This window comes from Actinomadura sp. ATCC 39365 (genome assembly GCF_054392275.1).
Genome location: NZ_CP184335.1, coordinates 7302628 through 7318678 on the forward strand (window position 1 = coordinate 7302628; position 16051 = coordinate 7318678).

14 protein-coding genes are annotated in these 16051 nt (G+C 72.5%); 5 read left to right on the forward strand and 9 right to left on the reverse strand.

Annotation, left to right across the window (positions count from 1 at the left end; all coding sequences use genetic code 11):
• Positions 1 to 19: 19 nt before the first annotated feature.
• Complete coding sequence (locus ACNF49_RS35640) at positions 20 to 1045, reverse strand: LacI family DNA-binding transcriptional regulator (protein ID WP_352328468.1); 1026 nt, start codon at positions 1043 to 1045, stop codon at positions 20 to 22.
• On the reverse strand, positions 1042 to 2511 hold the full coding sequence (locus ACNF49_RS35645) for a glycoside hydrolase family 13 protein (RefSeq protein WP_482940323.1): 1470 nt from the start codon (positions 2509 to 2511) through the stop codon (positions 1042 to 1044). The genes ACNF49_RS35640 and ACNF49_RS35645 overlap by 4 nt, the downstream gene beginning before the upstream one ends.
• A gap of 229 nt (positions 2512 to 2740) precedes the next feature.
• Between ACNF49_RS35645 and ACNF49_RS35650 the strand changes: the two genes are divergently transcribed.
• Complete coding sequence (locus tag ACNF49_RS35650; RefSeq protein ID WP_482940324.1) at positions 2741 to 4024, forward strand: ABC transporter ATP-binding protein; 1284 nt, start codon at positions 2741 to 2743, stop codon at positions 4022 to 4024.
• Between the two features lie 236 nt (positions 4025 to 4260).
• Complete coding sequence (locus ACNF49_RS35655) at positions 4261 to 4884, forward strand: FMN-dependent NADH-azoreductase (protein ID WP_482940325.1); 624 nt, start codon at positions 4261 to 4263, stop codon at positions 4882 to 4884.
• Here ACNF49_RS35655 and ACNF49_RS35660 read toward each other — a convergent pair.
• The 3 genes from ACNF49_RS35660 to ACNF49_RS35670 form a co-directional block, all read right to left on the reverse strand.
• Positions 4881 to 6062, reverse strand: coding sequence for a type 1 glutamine amidotransferase family protein (locus ACNF49_RS35660; RefSeq protein ID WP_482940326.1), 1182 nt, complete (start codon positions 6060 to 6062; stop codon positions 4881 to 4883). The two genes, ACNF49_RS35655 and ACNF49_RS35660, sit on opposite strands and share 4 nt — an antisense overlap.
• 187 nt (positions 6063 to 6249) lie before the next feature.
• Entirely contained in the window at positions 6250 to 7518 is a 1269-nt protein-coding gene (locus ACNF49_RS35665; RefSeq protein WP_482940327.1) for an acyltransferase family protein, read from the reverse strand.
• A gap of 24 nt (positions 7519 to 7542) precedes the next feature.
• The gene (locus tag ACNF49_RS35670) at positions 7543 to 8634 is read right to left on the reverse strand and encodes a cation diffusion facilitator family transporter (protein WP_482940328.1); all 1092 of its coding nucleotides are present in this window, start codon (positions 8632 to 8634) and stop codon (positions 7543 to 7545) included.
• Positions 8635 to 8685: 51 nt separating this feature from the next.
• On the opposite strand from ACNF49_RS35670, the gene ACNF49_RS35675 reads away from it, so the two are divergent.
• Complete coding sequence (locus ACNF49_RS35675; protein ID WP_357969218.1) at positions 8686 to 9042, forward strand: ArsR/SmtB family transcription factor; 357 nt, start codon at positions 8686 to 8688, stop codon at positions 9040 to 9042.
• Here the strand turns inward: ACNF49_RS35675 and ACNF49_RS35680 are convergent, their stop codons facing one another.
• From ACNF49_RS35680 to ACNF49_RS35695, 4 genes are all read right to left on the reverse strand, one after another.
• Positions 9043 to 10206, reverse strand: coding sequence for an acyl-CoA dehydrogenase family protein (locus ACNF49_RS35680; RefSeq protein ID WP_482940329.1), 1164 nt, complete (start codon positions 10204 to 10206; stop codon positions 9043 to 9045).
• Between the two features lie 42 nt (positions 10207 to 10248).
• Positions 10249 to 10884 carry an ACT domain-containing protein gene (locus ACNF49_RS35685; protein WP_357969212.1) on the reverse strand — a complete coding sequence of 212 codons (636 nt, stop codon included), beginning with the start codon at positions 10882 to 10884 and terminating at the stop codon, positions 10249 to 10251.
• Between the two features lie 208 nt (positions 10885 to 11092).
• On the reverse strand, positions 11093 to 11488 hold the full coding sequence (locus tag ACNF49_RS35690; RefSeq protein ID WP_482945633.1) for a flavodoxin domain-containing protein: 396 nt from the start codon (positions 11486 to 11488) through the stop codon (positions 11093 to 11095).
• Entirely contained in the window at positions 11458 to 14208 is a 2751-nt protein-coding gene (locus ACNF49_RS35695) for a cytochrome P450 (protein WP_482940330.1), read from the reverse strand. Before ACNF49_RS35695 ends, ACNF49_RS35690 begins: the two co-directional genes overlap by 31 nt.
• 54 nt (positions 14209 to 14262) lie before the next feature.
• On the opposite strand from ACNF49_RS35695, the gene ACNF49_RS35700 reads away from it, so the two are divergent.
• Both ACNF49_RS35700 and ACNF49_RS35705 read left to right on the forward strand, forming a co-directional pair.
• On the forward strand, positions 14263 to 14820 hold the full coding sequence (locus tag ACNF49_RS35700) for a TetR/AcrR family transcriptional regulator (protein WP_357969207.1): 558 nt from the start codon (positions 14263 to 14265) through the stop codon (positions 14818 to 14820).
• Between the two features lie 70 nt (positions 14821 to 14890).
• Positions 14891 to 16051 carry a thiolase family protein gene (locus tag ACNF49_RS35705; RefSeq protein ID WP_482940331.1) on the forward strand — a complete coding sequence of 387 codons (1161 nt, stop codon included), beginning with the start codon at positions 14891 to 14893 and terminating at the stop codon, positions 16049 to 16051.

Below are 16051 nucleotides of genomic sequence, written 5' to 3' on the forward strand. Positions count from 1 at the left end.
TCACAGAGAGCGTCCGGGATCAGCGGTTGACCAGCGGCCCGGAACCGGTGGAGCCGCGCACGACCAGCTCCGGCTGGAAGATCAGCTCGACGTGCTTGGCCGGCGCGCCGCTGACCTCCTCCAGCAGCGTCTGCACGGCGGCCGAGGCCATCGCCCCGATCGGCTTGCGCACGGTGGTGAGCGGCGGGTCGGTGAACGCGATCAGCGGCGAGTCGTCGAACCCGACCACCGACACGTCGCCCGGCACCGCCAGCCCCTTCTGCCGGCAGGCGCGGATCGCCCCGAGCGCCATCAGGTCGCTCGCACACACGATCCCGGTGCAGCCGCGGGCCAGGAGCTGCGCGGCGGCGGCCTGCCCGCCCTCGACCGAGAACAACGAGTGGGAGATCAGGTCGTCGACGTCGGTGGCGCCGAGCAGATGGGCCATCGCCTGCTTGTAGCCCTCGATCTTCCTGATCACCGGGACGAACCGGCGCGGCCCGAGCGCGAGCCCGACGCGTTCGTGGCCGAGGTCGACCAGGTGCTGGACGGCCAGCCGCGCCGCGAGGCGGTCGTCGGGCGAGATGAAGGGCGCGTCGATGTGCTCGCTGTAGCCGTCGACCAGCACGATCGGCAGGCCGCGGTCGATCAGGCGGGTGTAGCGGTCCATCCGGGCGGTGGTGTCGGCGTGCAGGCCGGAGACGAAGACGATGCCGCTGACACCGCGGTCGACCAGCAGCTCGGTGAACTCGTCCTCAGGGGCGCCGCCGGGCAGCTGGGTGCACAGCACGGGCGTGTAGCCGTGCTGGGTCAGCGCCTTCTCGATGGCCTGCGCGAACGCCGGGAAGATCGGGTTGTCCAGCTCGGGCGTCACGAGCCCGATGAGCCCGTTGCTGCGCTGCCTGAGCCGGGGCGGCCGCTCGTAGCCCATGAGGTCGAGGGCCGTCATCACCGCCTGCCGGGTGCCTGCCGAGACGCCGGGCTTGCCGTTGAGCACCCGGCTGACCGTGGCCTCACTCACCCCGGCCTGGGCGGCGATGTCGGCTAGGCGAGCGTGACCGTTCATGGAACACACTTTACTTTCCACCAGGCGGCCGAATCGGCTGCTCCGGGGACATCGGAGGCGAGCAGCAGCTCTCCCCCGACGCCGAAGTCGACGGGGGCGCCGGTCAGGTTGACGGTGCACAGCACGTCGCCGCGGGAGAAGACCAGCGTGCCCTCGGGCGAGTCGTGCCAGACCAGGTCGCCGTCCAGGGAGCGGCGCAGGCGCAGCGCGGCGCGGTAGAGCTCCAGGGTGGAGCCCGTGACGCCGTCCTGGGCCTGGACGCTGAGCCGCGACCAGTCGGCCGGGATCGGCAGCCACGGGTCGCGCCAGCCGAGCTCGCGGGTCCACGGCAGCGGCACGCGGCAGCCGTCCCGCCCGCTGTCGGGGTCGCGCAGCCGCTGCGGGTCCTGGCACACCTCCGCCGGCAGGTCGAGCACCTCGGGAAGGCCCAGCTCGTCGCCCTGGTAGACGTAGGCCGAGCCGGGCAGCGCGAGGGTCAGCAGCGCGGCGGCGCGGGCTCTGGCCAGGCTGCCGTAGCGGGTGACGTGCCGCTTGACGTCGTGGTTCGACAACACCCAGGTGGTGGGCGCACCCACGGAGCCGGCCGTGGCGAGCGAGGAGTCGATCACCGCGCGCAGCTCGGCGGCGTCCCAGGGGGTGAACAGGTAGTGGAAGTTGAAGGCCTGGTGGAGCTCGTCGGGCCGGACGTACATGGCCAGGCGTTCGGCGGTGGGCGCCCACGCCTCGGCCACGCCGATGCGCTCGCCGGGGTAGGAGTCGAGCACCCGCCGCCAGGCCCGGTGGATCTCGTGCACGCCGTCGTTGTCGAAGTACGGCACCGGCTCGCGGCCGATCATCCTGGTCTGGTTCGCGTGGCCGATGTCGGGCAGGCCGGCCGGTTTGACCATGCCGTGCGCCACGTCCACGCGGAAGCCGTCCACGCCCAGGTCGAGCCAGAAGCGCAGGATCGACTCGAACTCGCCGCGCACCTCCTCGTCGTCCCAGTTGAGGTCGGGCTGGGCGGGGTCGAACAGGTGCAGGTACCACTGGCCGTCCTCGACCTGGGTCCAGGCGGGGCCGCCGAAGATCGACTCCCAGTCGTTGGGCCGGTCGCGGAAGATGTAACGATCGCGTCGCTCGCCGCGCAGCGCGGCCTGGAACCAGGCGTGCGCCGACGAGGTGTGGTTCGGTACGACGTCCACGATGACGCGCAGGCCGTGGCCGTGGGCCTCGTCGATGAGCGCCTTGGCGTCGGCCAGGGAGCCGAACAGCGGGTCGACGTCCCGGTAGTCGGCCACGTCGTAGCCGAAGTCGGCCATCGGCGAGGTGTAGAAGGGGGTCAGCCAGATGGCGTCCACCCCCAGCTCGACCAGGTACGGCAGGCGATCGCGCGCGCCGATCAGGTCACCGACGCCGTCGCCGTTGCCGTCGGCGAAACTGCGCACGTAGACCTGGTAGATCACGGCGTCACGCCACCACATGCTCATGGATCTCCCCCGGGTTTCCGCACTATGAAAGCCCTTGCCGCAAGTTTACGCAAGCCCTTCCATGCACCTCGTATCCGGATTTATGGGTATACGGCCGCCTAAAACCCATGGCCGAAACCCCTGCGGATGAGATTCTTTATGTCAAGGGTGGACATCCAGCGTTAAGGCGCGATGTACTACCTCTTCAATCAGCCTCGTCACAGGTGACACGCGCGCAAGGTGTGGGCCCATGAGCTCGGTCGTTCTCGACAAAGTGACCAAGGTGTATCCGGGCGACTACCTGGCAGTCGACCGGCTGAGCCTGCAGGCCGAGGATGGCGAGTTCCTCGTCCTCCTCGGTCCTTCCGGTTGCGGCAAGTCCACGCTGTTGCGGATGATCGCCGGCCTGGAGGAGATCACGGAAGGCGATCTCTGGCTGGACGGCCAGCTCGCCAACCACCTGCCGCCGCGCGACCGCGACGTGGCCATGGTGTTCCAGAACGGCGCGCTCTACCCCCACCGGACGGTGCGCGGGAACATCGCCTTCCCCCTGGAGATCGCCAAGTCGGACCCGGCGATGGTGCGCGACCGCGTCACCGAGCTGTCGAAGGCGCTGCACATCGACGAGATGCTCGACCGCCGCCCCGGCACCCTGTCGGGCGGCCAGCGGCAGCGCGTGGCGATGGGCCGGGCGATCGTCCGGCAGCCGAAGTTGTTCCTCATGGACGAGCCGCTGTCGAACCTCGACGCGGGCATGCGCACCGAACTCCGGATGGAGATCTCCGCGCTGGTCAGGTCGCTCGGGGTCACCACGATCTACGTCACGCACGACCAGGTCGAGGCGCTCACGCTGGCCGACCGGATCGCGATCCTGAATCGCGGTGTCCTGCAGGACGTCGGCACTCCGGCCCAGATTTACAACGATCCAGCGACGGCGTTCGTGGCGGCCTTCCTCAACTCCCAGCAGTTGAACCTGTTGGCGGCCGGTGTCAGAACGCCGCAGAACCAGTATGTCATGCTCGACTTCGGCCCGCACCGGCTCACGATGCCCTGGAGCGATCCCAGGGCGTACGCGATCTCTCAGCACACGGGCGGCCAGGTGCTGGTCGGCATGCGTCCCGACGGGCTGGCGCCGGTGCCGGAGTCGTACGACGGGCCGTCCTTCTACGGGCGGGTGCGAGCGCTGGAGTACCACGGGCACGAGTGGCTGGCGTACCTGGAGTGCGGCATGCCGGCCGTGCCGGTGCCCGAGCCGCCGGACCCGCGCACCCGGCTCAACGGCGAGCGCAACGGCGGGGGCGGGCTGACCGGGATGGTGCGGCGGCTCTTCTCGCAGCGCCCGCAGGAGCACGAGGAGCAGGAGCAGGTCGGCCAGAACGTGGGCAGCGGCTTCCACCGCCGCTCCGACCTGATCGTCCGGCTGGGGAACCGGCCGATGTGGCGGGCGGGGGACGCGGCGAAGGTCGCGGTGGACCTGTCCCGCCTCATGATCTTCACCCTGGACGGCGCCCGCATCGACCCGCCGCGCCGCTGACCCCTGGCGCACGCCTCCGGGCCCGCCCGCGCGCCTCGAGAGCACAGCGGGATCGACACCGCCGTCACCGGCGCCGAACGCACCGACCGAACACCCCGCCGGACTCGCGCCGCACCCCCCGTGCAGCGCGGGCCCGGCCTTCGCCATGCCCTGGCACAGCCGAGTCTTGACCAACCGGACCCCGGTCCGTATTGTTGGCGACACTAAACGGACCACAGTCCAGAAAGGCGTCCGCCATGTCCAGGTTGCTGCACATCTCCGCCTCACCCCGCGGCACGGAATCGATCTCCGCCGCCATCGCCGAGACGTTCGTCCAGGAGTACCTCGCCACCCACCCCGCCCACACCGTGGACCGGTTCGACCTCTGGGACGGCACCCTGCCCGAGTTCGGCCCCGCCGCCGCCCGCGCCAAGATGACGGTCTTCGGCGGCGGCACCCCCGCGGGCGAGGAGGCCGAGGCATGGGCCGCGGCGGTCAGGACGTTCGAGCGGTTCGACGCCTACGACCGCTACCTGTTCAGCGTGCCGATGTGGAACGCGGGCGTGCCGTACAAGCTCAAGCAGTTCATCGACGTGGTCAGCCAGCCCGCGATGATCTTCGACGTCCACCCGGAGACGGGGTACCGCGCGCTGCTGACCGGCAAGCGGGCGGCCGTCGTGTACACCAGCGCGGTGTGGGCGCCGCAGCTCGGCCCGGAGTTCGGCACCGACTTCCAGTCGACGTTCTTCGGCGACTGGCTGCGCTGGACGGGCATCGCCGACGTGCAGGAGATCCGCCACCACCCCACGCTCACCGGCTCCTACGACGCCGAGCGCAAGCAGGCCGACGAGCAGGCCCGCCGCGTCGCCAGAACCTTCTAGACCGTCGCCGGGCTCCAGCGCGGGCCGGCCGGGGTGTCCTCCACGGTCACGCCGCCGCGCGCCATCGCCGCCCGTAACGCGTCCGCGACCTCGTACCGCCCGGCCCCGCGCAGTTGCGCGCGCAGGTCGAGCAGGGGTTCGACCAGGGGGCGCAGGCCGGCGGTCGCGGCGGACTCGCCCAGCCGGGTGATCAGCAGCCGCATCAGCTCCCGGGCCTGCTCGACCCCGCCGGAGTCCTCCTCGGTGTCGGCCGCCCACGTGACGATCTCCGCCTCCAGGTCGAGCACGAGCCGTGCCGCCGCCACCAGGTCCGGCTTGCCGACCGCGTCCTTGAACAGCTGCTCGCAGGAGCGGATCGTCTCCTCCAGCGTGACGGCGGGTGCCCCGGCGGCGGAGGCGGCGGGCAGCGGCGGCGCGAACGTCCCGGAGGTGGCGCCCGCCGCCAGGTCGCGGACGGCGGCCAAGCTGGTCCGGGTCCCGGCCGGCAGCACGGTCACCGCCCCCGGACGCCGCACGGTCAGGCCGCCGCGCCCGGCCACCTCCACCGCCTCCGACTCCAGGTCGATGATCAGCGCCGTGTGCTCGTCCAGCCCCAGGACGGCGGTCTGCGACGGCAGCTCCCGCTCCATCCGCGACAGCCGCCGCTCGCCCAGGTAGCAGTAGCGGGTGTCGTGGGTGCCGCCCTCGGCGTTGTCGAAGTGCGGGATCAGCACGGCCCGCAGGCCCAGCGGCTCCAGCAGGCCGATCCCCTCGCGCCAGTGGGGCTCGGCGCCCACCTTGTAGATCTCGTAGACGGGCACGGTGGCCAGGCCCGCGGTGCAGGCGGCGGCCGAGGCGAGCACGGTCACCCCCTGCCGGGAGCGCACCCGGGCACGCAGATCGCCGGCCACGCCGGAGGCGGCCCACCGGTCGAGCGCGTACGTGGGGCTGCCCGGCCCGGAGAACACCCAGTCCGCGCCCGTGACCCCGGCGGCCACCTCGACCTCCAGGCCCACGCTGCGGGCGAAGTAGCGGCGGGCGCGGGCGGAGATGTCGGCGGCGTTCTCCTGGAAGGCGTAGGGCGTGTCGAGCAGCACGGCACGGGCCCCCGCGCGCAGCCCGCGGGCCACCGCCCGGTGGACCTCGACCATGGTCGGGCTCGTCTCCCCCGACCCCATGAGCACCAGCGAACCCGGCATGACCTCGGCCCCTCTCCCACCCGCCGGCGACCGCGGGGGCCCCGGCACGCGCCCTGACCAGCCCCGGGCCCGGCGAGAGCCCCGAGGAGGCCGCACGACGGCCAGGCGGGGTCCGCGCCGATGACCCGCACACCATCTTGCCCGCCACGAGCCGGCGGCACGAGCCCGGCGACCGGATCGTGCCGGCCTACGCGGTGTGCCCCGAGCCGTCGCCCTGGCCGCCCGCGGCCGAGGCGCCCGTGACGGGGACCGCGCGCGGCGCGGCGCCGGCGCGTGCGGCGGCGGCCCGCCGGGAGACGCGCCGGCCCAGCGCCTGCATGGGGCGTTCGACGTAGCGGTAGGAGAGCGCGCTGACGGCCAGGATCAGCGCCAGGGCCAGCCCGGCCATCGCGAGCTGGTACGGCAGCGGCGCCCGCCGCAGGTCGCCGGTGACCTCCACGAAGTACTTCAGCAGCGGATGGTGCACCAGGTAGAGCGAGTAGCTGATCAGCCCGAGCCAGGTGAGCACGGCGGGCAGCCGCCGCCCGCGCAGCGCCATCGCGCCCGCGAAGGTGGCCGCCGCCAGCGCGATCGTGGTCAGCCACACGTCGGCCTCGACCCACCACCAGCCGCTCTCGATCGCCCACACCGGAGCCACGGCGACCAGCGCCGCCGTCACCGCGACCGGCCACAGGCCGCCGCGCCCGCGCTCCCAGCGGTGGATCGCCGTGCCGGCGAACATGACCGCGACCACGGCCGCGCCCAGCCACGGCACCCGGCTGCTCAGCAGCAGCAGCGCCAGCGCCATCAGCCCGAGCACGCACGCCGCGGTCCTGCGGAACCAGCCGCCGACCACACAGGCGAGCCCGGCGGCGAACACCACGCACGACACGTACGCCGGCCACCCGCCCCGCAGCACCGCCCCTGACACCACCAGCCCCACCGCGACGGACGCCCCCGCGAACGCCACGGACACCAGCCCGCTGCGCTCGTGCGCCCTGATCAGGAACAGCGCCGTGACCAGCAGGTAGAACACCATCTCGTACGACAGCGTCCACATCGTGTCGGCCACGCCGCCCACGCTCACGACGTCGAGCAGCATGGTCGCGTGGGCCGCCACCGCGCTCCCGTCGCGCGGCACGCCCTCGCGCACCGGCACCCACCAGGACGCGGCCAGCACCAGCGCGATCACGGCCAGGTAGAGCGGGTAGAGGCGGAAGGCCCGGCTGGTCCAGAAGGCCCGCACGTCGCCGTGGCGTTCCAGCGAGGTCGGGATGATGTACCCGCTGACCAGAAAGAACACCAGGATGCCGTAGACGCCGAGGCTGAACCAGTAGGGCCGCAGCGCGGGCAGGAACCACGGCAGCAGGTGCTCGGCGACCACCGCGAGCGCGCCGATGCCGCGCAGGGCGTCGAGCCAGGCGAGCCTGGACGGCGCGCCGGGCGTGGTCTGGTGGGGGGTCGCGGCGGTCGGCACCCGCCCCAACTTACCCGCAGCGGGCTAGGTGATGCGGTGGGTCGCCAGGGACGCGTGGTGGTCGGCTCCGTCGGGGCCGCAGGGGTCGGTGTGGACGGTGGCGGCGCGCAGGCGCGGCAGGTCGTGGATCAGGCGGTGCTCGGCCTCGACCGCCACGGCGTGGGCGTCCACGACCGACATGGCGTGGTCGACCAGGATCTCGACCTCGGCGTGCAGGGCGTGGCCGAGCCAGCGCAGGCGCACCGAGCCGACCCGCTCGACGCCGGGGACGCCGGCCAGGATGCGTTCGGCCTCGTCCAGCAGGGCGGGGTCGACGGCGTCCATGAGGCGGTGGTAGATCTCGCGGGCGGCGTCGCGCAGGACGAAGCAGATGGCGACCGTGATCAGCAGGCCCACGACCGGGTCGGCGATCGGGAACCCGAGCGCCGCGCCGCCCGCGCCGAGGAGCACGGCCAGGGAGGTGAAGCCGTCGGTCCTGGCGTGCAGGCCGTCGGCCACGAGCGCGGCCGAGCCGATCTGGCGGCCCACGGTGATGCGGTAGCGCGCCACCCACTCGTTGCCGACGAACCCGGCCAGCGCGGCGGCGGCGACCCAGCCGAGCGCCCGGACGTCCTGGGGCTCGACCAGCCGCCGGACGGCCTCGTACCCGGCGAGCGCGGCCGAGGCGGCGATGAGCACGACGATGACGATGCCCGCGAGGTCCTCGGCCCTGCCGTAGCCGTAGGTGAAGCGGCGGGTGGCGGCGCGGCGGCCGAGCGAGAACGCGATGGCCAGCGGCACGGCGGTCAGCGCGTCGGCCAGGTTGTGCAGGGTGTCGCCGAGCAGCGCGACCGACCCCGACGCCACGACGATCACGGCCTGGATCACGGCGGTGAGCATGAGGACCGCGAAGGAGACGGCCAGCACGCGCATGCCCCGGCTGCTGGACTCCAGGGCGCTGTCGGTCCTGGCGGCGCTGTCGTGGCTGTGCGGCGTTAACACGTGCGCCGCCCTGGCGGCCAGCGCCCTGAACCCCCGCCGCTCCCCCGGCCCGTGCCCGTGGCCGTGCCCGTGCCCGTGCCAGTGACCGTGGCCGTGCCCATGGCCGTGGCCGTGGTGGGTATCGGAGTCAGACATGAGCACCCCTTCGCTTGCGCATCTCGTCCGCTCCGACCAGGATATGTAGTCATGTACGCACGCGACAACGTCTCAGGTGCGGACCATTCGCAGGAGCAACCCACTCCCGCCCAGGTCAACGCCGCCGTGGACGCCTTCCGCATGCTCAGCGACGCCACCCGGCTCCGGCTGATGTGGGAACTGTCCGCCGGCGAGCTGGACGTGAACTCCCTGGCCGAGGCGGTCGGCGCGGCACGCCCGTCGGTGTCGCAGCACCTGGCCAAGCTCCGGCTGGCCGGTCTGGTGGACACCCGCAGGGACGGCCGCCGGGTGCTCTACCGGGCCCGCGACGGGCACGTGCGGGCGCTCATCGCCGAGGCGCTGTCCCATGCCGACCACGAGGTCTCGGGGCTGCCCCGGCACGACTAGCTACCAGCCCACCCGGCCCTTGCCGGAGACGAGGGCCCGGGCGATCACCAGCCGCTGCACGTCGTTGGTGCCCTCGCCGATCGCCATCAGCGGCGCGTCCCGGTAGAGCCGTTCGACCACGAACTCCTGGGAGTAGCCGTAGCCGCCGTGGATGCGCATCGCCTCCAGCGAGGCCTTCAGCGCCACCTCGGAGGCGAAGTACTTGGCCATGCCCGCCTCCATGTCCACCCGCTTGCCCCCGTCGGCCTGGGCGGCGGCCCAGTACGTGAGCAGCCGGGCGGCCTGGATCTCGGTGGCCAGGTCGGCGAGCTTGAGCTGGATGGCCTGGAAGTCGGCGATGGGCTGCCCGAACGCGGTGCGCTCGCGCGCGTACTCCAGGGCGGCGTCGTAGGCCGCCTGCGCGACGCCGACCGCGCGGGCGGCGATGTTGACCCGGCCGATCTCCAGCCCGCCCAGCACCTGCTGCATGCCGCGTCCCTCGACGCCCCCGAGCAGCGCCGAGACCGGCACGCGCACCTCGTCGAGCACGACCTCGCAGGTCTCGGTGCCCTTGTAGCCGAGCTTGGGCAGGTCGCGGCTGACGCCGAAGCCGGGCGAGGCCGGATCGACGAGCAGCACGGACATGCCCTTGTGGGCCGGCTCGGTGACCGAGGTCTTGACCAGGACGGGCAGCGGGTCGGCGTGCCGGGCGTTGGTGATCCACGTCTTGGTGCCGGTCACCACGTAGTGGTCGCCGTCGCGGACCGCGCGCGTCTGGATGCCCTGCAGGTCGGTGCCGGCGCCCGGCTCGGTGAGCGCGATGGCGGTACGCCGGACGCCGGCCGCCAGGTCGGCGAGGTGGAGACGTTTCTGCTCGTCGGTGCCGTGTTTGGCGATCATCCAGCAGGCCAGCGAGTGGGAGCCGATCGTGCCGGCCACGCCCATCCAGCCGCGCGCGATCTCCTCGAAGACCAGCGCGAAGGAGACCATGTCGGCGCCGAGACCGCCGTACTCCTCGGGGACGGTCAGCCCGAACAGCCCCATCTGCTTCATCTTCTCGACGATCTCGGTGGGGTAGCGGCCCGAGTGCTCCCACTCGGTGGCCACGGGCAGGATCTCCTTCTCCACGAAGGCACGCAGGGTCTCGCGGAAGGCCTTCTGCTCGTCGGTCAGCTCGAAATCCATGGCCTCAGGTCCTCTGCGCGGGAGGGACGGTCGAGGCTCACGTTATTCGTCTGATGTTTGGGCGGTCAATCGTCCGGGCGCGCGGGCGGCCAGCTTGGCGACGACGTCCACGATGCGGACCGCGCGTTCCAGCTCGGCCCGGTGGAAGACCGGCCCGCCGGCACGGGCGACGACGACGTGCATCCCCTGCGGGACGAGGGGCAGCAACATCAGCCGCAGGTCCGCCGAGTCCAGGGTGATCGCGCGCGGTGGCGGGTCCGGCAGGTTCAGCACCTCCGGGGCGGCCATCGAGGCATGCCGCACGGCTCCGTCCTCGACCGCGACCGACCACTCGGCGCCGCACAGGGCGGGCAGGGCGTCCACCAGCGTGGCCAGCCCGCGGGCGGGTTCCGTCGCCACGTGCATGAGCAGGTCGTAGTCGGGGGCGGAGCCGGGCACGTCGCGGGTGGGCCAGACGCCCTCGACGCGTACGCCCGGCGTCGCCGACAGCCGCTCGCAGACCTCCGTCGCGCTGATCGGCCCCGGCCAGGACACGATGAAGTCGTCCACGGCCCGGCCGGTCTCCCGTTCCAGCACGGTGACCTGCAGGATGTCGGCGCCGAGCGCCCCCAGCGCCTTCGCGACCTGGCCAAGGCCGCCCGGCCGGTCCGGCAGGGACACCCTCAGTCGCAGCAGCATTGGCCGCCCCCTTTCCCAGAGGCTCTCACCGTGCCGTGGACAGGTTTCGTGCATGTTCCACGGATATGTCGCGCATGCTGCGCTTATATCCCAGGATCCGGCGCTAAGTCCGGATTGTCGAACTTGGATGGCGGTTTGAGCAGGTGTTTTCCCAAAAACGACCAAGGATCGTTCAAGGATCAGGCAGACCGATCCCCGCACGTGGGGATCAGGCGAACACGTCCTGCTGGTAGCGGCCGTCCACCTCCAGGGCGGCCAGCCAGGCCGCGCCGTCCCCGCCGGTGTGCCGCCGGTGGACGTCCAGCAGCGCCTGGCGCACCGCCGGGGCCATGCGCAGGCCGTCGCCGCAGACGTACACGTACGCGCCCTGCTCCAGCAGCTCCCACACCTCCTCGGCGTGATCGGCCACGGCGTCCTGGACGTACCGGTACGGATGCCCGGCCACGGCCGAGAACGCGGTGTGCACGTTCACCTCCTCGCGGGCGGCCCAGGCGGTCACCTCGTCCCGGTACAGCCAGTCGTGGTCGGGGTGGCGGCAGCCGGTGAAGACCTCGGCCCGGCCGCCCGCCCCGCTCAGCGCCCGCTCCTCCAGGAAGCCGCGCAGCGGCGCGAACCCGTGCCGGGGCCGACCAGGATCACCGGTGTGGCCGGATCGGCGGGCAGCCGGAACGGCGGTGCGGGCACGCGTACGTACCCGTAGAACACCTCACCGGGCCGCAGCCCGGCCAGGTACGCCGAGCACATGCCCTGGTAGGTGCCGCTGCCGGACCAGGCGGGCCCCTCGACCAGCCCGACGGTGAGCCGCACCAGGCCCGGGTCGGCCAACGGCGAGGAGGAGACCGAGTAGTAGCGCGGCCGGATCGGCCCGGCCATCTCCAGGAACACCGGCAGCGGCAGCTCCACGGCCGGGAAGCGCTCCAGCAGGGCCAGCGGCGAGACCCGCTTGGCCAGGATCTCGTCGGCGTAGTTCGCGGTCAGCTCGGCGAGCTGGCCGTGCGTCCAGGGGCAGCCGGTGTGCGCGGCCAGGGCCTCCAGGTCGGCCCTGGTGGCCACCTCCTGCAGCTCGGCGAACTCGGTCAGCAGCAGGCCGGCCGTCACCGGCGTGTCCACGGGCAGGTGGGTGGCGCCGGCGGCGCGCAGCCGCACCACCTGCTCGCGCGGCACGCGCAGGCAGCGCAGGGCCCACTCGACCAGCTCGGGGTCGTTCTTGGCGAAGACGGCGACGTGGTCGCCCGCGGTGTAGGTGACGCCCTCGGGCAGGCGGGCCACGATCGAGCGCACGCCGGGCCTCGGGGCCTCGGCCGAGAAGTCCCACAGCCCGGCGGGGTCGCCGGTCAGCTCCTCGTTGGACACGACGGTCATCGGCACGGCCCGGTCGGAGACGACGGCCGGCCTGATCTCGCTCTCGCCGAGCACCTCCATCTCGTAGCGCGGCCCGGCCGCGCCCGCCGGGGCGCTGTACTCCTCGGCCAGCGCCGCCCACAGCCGGGCCGTCCACGCCGAGACGTCGCCGTCGAAGTCGCCGTCGGCGTCGGCCTCGCCGCGCTCGACGAGCGGCACGGCCCCGGCGGCGGTCAGCTTCTCGCCGGCCCGGCGCGGGAAGGCCTGGTACGTCGGCCACTGGGAGTTGCCGCAGCCGAGCACCGCCAGGCGCACGCCCGACAGGTCGGGCAGCTCCTCCAGGGCGTCGAAGCGCTGGGCGTTGTCGGGCGCCTTGCCGTTGTAGGAGGAGGCGACCACGACGAGCAGGCCCTGCGACGGCGGCGCCAGGTCGTCCAGGCTGGTCAGGGTGGTGGCGAAGCCGGACCGGCCGGCCCGCTCGGCCAGCCGCTCGGCGATGTCGGCGGCGGTGCCCAGGTTGGAGCCGTAGGCGACGGTGAGCGGCACGCCGGTGACCGCGAGGTCGTGCCGCTCACCCTCCCCTGCGGCCCGGACGTCGGCGGCGGGCGCGGTGCGCTCGTGGGCGCGGCGCTCGCGCACCCGCAGGGTGAACCCGTCGGGCTTGATGGTCAGCGTCTGCTTGATCTTCATCCGGTAGGCGCCGGGGTCGGAGACGGCGAAGCGGCGCAGGATCATGGCCAGGGCGAGCCGGGCCTCGGTCAGCGCGAACTGGCGGCCGATGCAGGCCCGCTCGCCGTTGCCGAACGGCTTGTACGCCGCCGGGTGGTGGGCCTTCTTGTTCTCCGGCAGCCAGCGGTCGATGTCGAACTCCTCCGGCCGCTCCCACGCCTTGGGATGGCGGTGCAGCGACGGCAGCAGCACGGCGATGCTCTGGTCGGCCTCGATCTCGTACCCGCCGATGGTGGTGGCCTCGACGGCGCTGACGGCGAAGGCGGGGATCGGCGACCAGACCCGCAGCGTCTCCTCCAGGATCCGGGGGATGACGTCGAGCTTCATGATCGTCTCGTAGCTGGGCGGCTCGTCGCCGGGCAGCAGGCGGTCGACCTCGTCGTAGGCCCTGGCCAGGGTGTGCGGGTCGCGCAGCAGGTTGTACAGGGCGAAGGAGAGCAGGCCGCTGGTGGTCTCGTGCCCGGCGATGAGGAAGGTGAGCACCTGGTTGCGGATGTTCTCGTCGGACAGGCGGCCGCCGGTCTTCGGGTCGGCGGCCTCCAGCATGAGGCCGAGCAGGTCCTTGGCGTCGCCCGCGCCCTCGGCGCGGCGCTGCTTGATCACGTCGTCCACCAGGGCGCGCATGGTCTCGATGTCGCGGCGGTAGGCGTCCTCGTGGCCGCGCTTCAGCTTGGTGACGAACGGGAGCTGCTGGTTGCGCAGCATCGCCTCGGTCAGCGCGCCGCCCATGGCCTGCAGGAACGGGTGCAGCTCGGGTGAGGCGAAGGAGTCGAACCGGAAGCCGAAGCCGGTCAGCGAGATCGTGTCCAGCGTGAGCCGGGTCATGTCGTCGGCCACGGGCAGGTCCTGCCCCTGGCGGCCGGCCCACGAGGCGACGAGCTGCTCGGCGACTTCCAGCATCTGGGGGTAGTACGCCTTCATCGAGCGCTGGCTGAAGGCGGGCAGCAGGATGCGGTGGGCCTGCCCCCACACCGGCTCGTGCGGCTCGGCGGTGAACAGGCCGTCGCCGCCGAAGTCGCGCACGATCGACAGCGGCGGCTTGATGCGCTTGACGAACCTGCTCTCGTCGCACACCTCCGCGACCAGGTCGGGGTCGTGGACGAGCACGATCGTGCGGCCGGCGACCTCCAGCCGGAAGATGCCCTCCTCGTACCGCTCGGCGACCTTGACGAAGTGCTCCACCGGCGAGTGGGCCGGGATCTGCAGCGTGTTGCCCAGGATCGGCAGGCCCTGCGGGGCGGGGATACGCCTCATGAGTGCTCCCTTCGGGTAGCCATACACCGTATGGCTGACGCTACCATACGCTGTATGGCAGTGAGCGCACGCAGGGGAGCTCCCCTGAGCCTTGACGAGATCTGTTCCACGGCGCTTCGCCTGATCGACGAGGCCGGCGTCGAGGGGTTGTCGATGCGGAAACTGGCCGCCGAGCTGGACGTCAACCCCATGTCGGTCTACCACCACGTCGCGAGCAAGGAGGCGCTGCTGGCCCGCATCTGCGAGACGGTCAGCTCCCGGCTGCCGCTGCCGCCCGACGACGGCACCCCGTGGCAGGACCAGCTCCGGGCCCTGGCCCTGGCCTACCACCGGCACGCCCGGCAACATCCGGCCATGTGGACCTACCTGCACAACCACCCCGAGTTCAGCGAGGACCGGCGGCTGCCGCTGTGGCAGGCGCTCTACCGCATCCTGCGCGCCTCCGGCGTGCCCGAGGAGGAGCTGCGACGGACGAGCGAGGTGCTGCACGCGTTCGTCTCGGGGTTCGTCTTCGCCGAGACGCGGGGACACCTGAGCGGCGAGCCCGAGGAGGTCGAGCGCAGCTTCGACGTCGCCCTGCACATGATCGTCAACGGCCTGGCCGCCCGGTGACGCCTGCGTTGGAAAGTCCAACCCGCTCGCGTTAGAGTGAGTTGGAAATTCCAACGGACAGGAGGCCGCGATGCGCGACGCCGTCATCGTGCAAGCCGTACGCACCCCGATCGGCAAGGGCAAACCCGGCGGCGGGCTGCACGGGACGCACCCCGTCGACCTGCTCGCCCACGCCCTGCGCGCCCTGATCGAGCGCAGCGGCGTGGACCCGTCGCTGGTCGACGACGTGATCGGCGGCTGCGTCGACCAGGTGGGCGAGCAGGCCATGAACACCACCCGCTACGCCTGGCTGGCCGCCGGCTTCCCCGACTCGGTGCCCGCGGTCACGGTCGACCGGCAGTGCGGCTCGTCCCAGCAGGCCGTGCACTTCGCCGCGCAGGGCGTCATGTCCGGCGCGTACGACCTGGTCGTGGCCTGCGGCGTGGAGTCGATGAGCCGGGTGCCCATGTGGTCGAACGTGCCGCCGGGCGCCGACCCGTTCGGGCCCTCGGTGGCCGCGCGTTTCCCCGAGGGGCTGGTCCCGCAGGGCATCAGCGCCGAGCTCATCGCCGCCAAGTGGTCGCTGAGCCGCGAGCAGATGGACGTCTTCGCCGCCGCCTCCCACGCCAAGGCCGCCGCCGCCGACTTCGGCGCCGAGCTAGCCCCGGTCGCCGGCCTGGACCGCGACGAGTCGATCAGGCCCGCCACCACGCCCGAGATCCTGGCCGGGCTGCGGCCCGCCTACGCCGACCCCGGCTACGCCGAGCGTTTCCCGCAGATCAGCTGGTCGGTCACCGCGGGCAACGCCAGCCCGATCAACGACGGCGCGGCGGCCGTCCTGATCACCAGCTCCGAAACCGCCGCGCGGCTCGGCCTGCGCCCGCTGGCCCGGCTGCACAGCTTCGCCGTCACCGGCTCCGACCCGCTGCTCATGCTCACCGGCGTGATCCCGGCCACGGAGAAGGTGCTGCGCCGCGCCGGGCTCGCACTGTCCGACATCGACTTGTTCGAGGTCAACGAAGCCTTCGCGAGCGTCGTGCTGTCCTGGCTGCAGGAGACGGGGGCCGACCCGGCGAAGGTCAACGTCAACGGCGGCGCCATCGCCCTCGGCCATCCGCTCGGCGCCAGCGGCGCCCGCATCACCACCACGCTCGTGCACGCCATGCGCTCGCGCGGCGCCCGCTACGCCCTGCAGACCATGTGCGAGGCGGGCGGCCTGGCCAACGCGCTCGTTCTGGAAAGCGCGAGCTAG